Below are 4,032 nucleotides of genomic sequence, written 5' to 3'. Positions count from 1 at the left end.
ATCCTTGAGACTAAAGGACCTCGTCGTATCTCCCCTTTCTTTATTCCAGGAGCACTGGTCAACATGCTCGGCGGATTCATCACGATTGATCACGGCTTGCAAGGGCCGAACCTTTCAGCAGTAACCGCATGTGCGGCAGGGACTCACGCTATTAGTGAAGCGGCAAAAACGATTATGATCGGCGGTGCGGATCAAATGCTCGTGGTTGCAGCTGAATCAGCAATTACCGGTGTCGGGATCGGTGGATTTGCATCGATGAAAGCTCTTAGTACCCGAAATGATGATCCGCGCCACGCTTCACGTCCGTTTGATGCAGAGCGTGATGGATTTGTTATGGGTGAGGGTGCGGCTGCTTTGGTACTTGAAGAGTATGATGCGGCGGTTGCACGTGGAGCACGAATTTATGCTGAGCTTATCGGATTTGGTGAAAGCGGTGATGCAAACCATATCACGACACCAAGCCTTGAAGGACCTCTTCGTGCTATGCAAGCGGCACTTAGAATGGCAAAAAATCCGAAAGTGGATTATGTCAACGCCCACGGAACCAGTACCCCGACCAATGACAAAAATGAAACAGCAGCTCTTAAAATTGCATTTGGTGGAAAAGAGAACTGCCCTCCGGTAAGTTCAACAAAAGGGCAAACGGGTCATTGTCTCGGAGCAGCCGGCGGTATCGAAGCGGTTGTCAGTATCATGGCGATGCGTGATGGTATTATCCCTCCGACCATTAATTATGTAAATCCGGATGAGAACTGCGATTTGGATATTGTTCCAAATGTTGCCCGTAAAGCGGAGCTTAATATCGTTATGTCTAACTCATTTGGATTTGGCGGCACCAACGGTGTCGTTATCTTCAAAAAAATATAAGAGGGCAAGCCGTTGGCTACCTATTTAGATTTTGAACAAAATATCCGTCAAATCCAAGAGGAGATTATCGCTGCAGAAGTGCGCTATGATCACCATGCGGTAGAGATACTAAAGCAGGATTTGGACAAAGAGGTTCAAAAAACCTACGCTAATCTCTCTCCGTATCAAGAGCTTCAGTTAGCACGTCATCAAGATCGTCCGTATGCGCTCGATTACATCAATCTTTTGTTTGATAAAAAATACGAGATTCACGGGGACCGTCATTTTCGTGATGACCTCTCGATTATCTGCTACATGGGCTACATCGGTGATGAGCGTGTTATGGTTATCGGCGAGCAAAAAGGTCGCGGAACCAAAAATAAGCTCAAGCGTAATTTCGGTATGCCACATCCTGAGGGGTACCGCAAGGCACTTCGTGTCGCTAAAATGGCGGAGAAGTTTAACATCCCACTCCTAATGCTGATTGACACTCCGGGTGCTTATCCTGGTCTGGGTGCGGAAGAGCGCAATCAAAGTGAAGCGATTGCCCGTAACTTGTTGGAACTCTCTAATCTCAATACCATTACTGTCTCAGTTGTTATCGGCGAAGGTGGAAGCGGTGGAGCACTCGCAATCGGTATTGCCGATCGTCTGGCTATGATGCGTTACTCTGTATTTAGCGTTATCTCTCCTGAGGGGTGTTCAGCTATTTTGTGGAATGATCCGACCAAAGTGGAAGCGGCAACCAAAGCACTTAAAATCACCTCTGCCGATCTCAAAGAACTCGATTTAATCGATGATGTTATCGATGAACCTCTGATCGGTGCACACCGTGATAAAGAGGGGGCAGTGAATGCTCTCAAAACTTATTTTATGACCCAAGTGAATGATCTGCGTAAACTCAGCGATGCAGAGCGTCTCGATAAACGTTACAACCGTCTCGTCGGAATGGGACGATTTTCAGAATAAGCTCAAACCTTATTATATTTTTACGCAACCGGAATGCATCCCGGTTTGCTACGCTAACGCTGAGTTTTCCTCGGCAGAATGCCCGCGCACACTTGTGTGCTTTTTATTTTTCATCCTTGTCTATTTTTTCTACTTTTTTCATTTTTGGTCTTTTCAACCGTTTTGCCTCTTTTGAAAATGCGATTAACTCTTCACTATTATGAATCGTATGGGGGATGAGGGCTAGGGTTCGTTTGAGGAGTTTTGTGGTGGTCATGGCATCGGAGAGGGCGCGATGGTGGGTAGCCTCTTTGTAGAGTTCGAGCTGTTCATTGAGGTATTTGAGGCCATAGCGCTCAGATTCGATCGTACGCTCTGCTAAATCGATGGTGCATAAAGAGCGGTTGAGAAGCTTTTGAAGCCCAACTCTCTCCATCATGGCGGAGACAAAGTTATAATCAAATTTTGCATCATGTCCGACAAAAACGGCGTCCCCTAAAAAGAGGCGAAATTCACGCATTACTTTTCCCATAGCGGGAGCTTTTAGGGTTTGTTCTACGCTAATACCGGTAATCTCTTGAATCTGACTGGAGATAGAGTTGCAGTAGACTAAGCTCTCATAGGTATCGAGGATATGACCGTTTTGAAGTTTGACAGCTCCGATTTCGATGATTTGATCGCGCGCGGGTTTAGAGCCATTGGATTCAACATCGACGATACAAAAGAGGGTATCATCGACGCTTGTGAGGAGTGTTTCAAAGAGATAAAGGTCATTATGGAGGATAATATTCATCCCTTGTGCCCTGAGCAGTTCAAGGGTGAGTTCACTCTCAAATCCTAGAAATTTTTCAAACTCATTTTTTTGAATACCGCTTTTCGAAAGTCGTGAGAGTGTTTTAGGATTAGAGAGGCTCAAGCTTTGGCCTTTTGGATAAAAGCGGTAACTTTAGAGTGATCTTTTTTACCTTTAGACGCTTCAACACCGCTGCTCACATCAACACCATAAAAACCATACGATGTGAGTGAAGCGACATTGTCGGGATCAAGTCCGCCGGCGAGGATGATTTTAGAGCAATCAATCCCTTCAAACCACTCAATATTGAGCCGTTTTCCCGCTCCTCCGAAGCTTTCACAAAAAGCATCGATCAGACGGTATTCCTCTGAGTATTCTAAAATATCATCTCGTTTTTGAGCGCGGATAACCCGTAGAGTCGGGAAATTAACCTGAGTAAAAAAATCATCTTCAACATCAAAATGAATTTGGGCGAGGGTGCATCCTGTCTCTAAACATATAGAGTGGATAAAATCAGGCGTCTCATTGACGAAAAGAGCCACTTTTTCGATAAAGGGTGGGAGCTTTTCTATGATCGTTTTAGCATCTTCTGGAGAAATATAGCGGGGGGATTCAGGGTAAAAAATAAATCCGAGTGCATCGGCTCCCACATCAATCGCATTGATCGCATCGTTATAATTCGTGATACCGCAAATCTTGACTCGCATGTTAGACTTTGAGACTTTCGATAGCGGTTTTATAGTCCTCTTGTCCGAATACATAGCTTCCGGCGACACAGACATCGACTCCGGCATTTTTCAGCGCATGAATATTTTTACTGCCGACCCCTCCGTCGATTTCGATTAGACAATCTGGGTTGATACGATCACGGAGTGCTTTAAGACGCTGGATTTTCTCAATAACGGTTGGGATAAACTTTTGTCCGCCGAAACCGGGATTGACCGACATCACCAAAACCATATCAACATCACCGAGGAGATATTCGACCGATTCCGCAGAGGTATGAGGATTGAGAACGATCCCAGGACGGATACCGAGTGAGCGAATGTACTGAATGAGACGGTGAGGGTGTTTCTCCTCTTCGATATGAAAGGTGATGAATTCGGGTTTGAGCGGAGCGAATAGATCGACGAAAAAGGTATTATTTTGAACCATTAGATGAATGTCGAGCGGTTTAGTCGCCGCGTGAGCTATCGCACTCACAACAACCGGTCCGATAGTGAGATTGGGGACGAAATGTCCATCCATAACATCGACATGCACCAAATCGCACCCAGCATCACAGATGGCACGGACATCACGCGCTAAATTACCGAAATCGGCAGAGAGGACACTTGGGGCAACGAGCATAGGAGACACCTTGAATAATATTTTCGTTATTTTAGCGAAAAAACTATCGTGTTAAAAAAAAGATAAAATTACTTCCCTCAAAACTCAAATTAACC

The 4,032-nt window shown here is 45.3% G+C and carries 5 protein-coding genes; 2 read left to right on the top strand and 3 right to left on the bottom strand.

The features are described from left to right. Window positions 1–867 (top strand): beta-ketoacyl-ACP synthase II (locus tag WA010_RS06530; RefSeq protein WP_422556336.1); only part of this gene is annotated, 867 nt, incomplete at its 5' end. A 12-nt stretch (window positions 868–879) separates the two neighbouring features. Further along, entirely contained in the window at window positions 880–1,815 is a 936-nt protein-coding gene (gene accA, locus WA010_RS06525) for an acetyl-CoA carboxylase carboxyl transferase subunit alpha (protein WP_422556335.1), read from the top strand. Between the two features lie 103 nt (window positions 1,816–1,918). On the opposite strand, the gene WA010_RS06520 is transcribed toward accA, so the two are convergent. The 3 genes from WA010_RS06520 to rpe are packed head-to-tail and all read right to left on the bottom strand — an operon-like array spanning window position 1,919 to window position 3,937. Further along, entirely contained in the window at window positions 1,919–2,710 is a 792-nt protein-coding gene (locus WA010_RS06520; protein ID WP_422556334.1) for a 3'-5' exonuclease, read from the bottom strand. Then, entirely contained in the window at window positions 2,707–3,294 is a 588-nt protein-coding gene (locus tag WA010_RS06515) for a phosphoribosylanthranilate isomerase (protein ID WP_422556333.1), read from the bottom strand. Before WA010_RS06515 ends, WA010_RS06520 begins: the two co-directional genes overlap by 4 nt. A gap of 1 nt (window position 3,295) precedes the next feature. Beyond that, the gene (gene rpe / locus WA010_RS06510) at window positions 3,296–3,937 is read right to left on the bottom strand and encodes a ribulose-phosphate 3-epimerase (protein WP_422556332.1); all 642 of its coding nucleotides are present in this window, start codon (window positions 3,935–3,937) and stop codon (window positions 3,296–3,298) included. Window positions 3,938–4,032 lie beyond the last annotated feature (95 nt).

Source organism: Sulfuricurvum sp. (assembly GCF_049305995.1).
Lineage (GTDB): Bacteria > Campylobacterota > Campylobacteria > Campylobacterales > Sulfurimonadaceae > Sulfuricurvum.
Note: the sequence above shows the minus strand (reverse complement) of the source record. Positions and strands in the feature narration are given on the sequence as shown.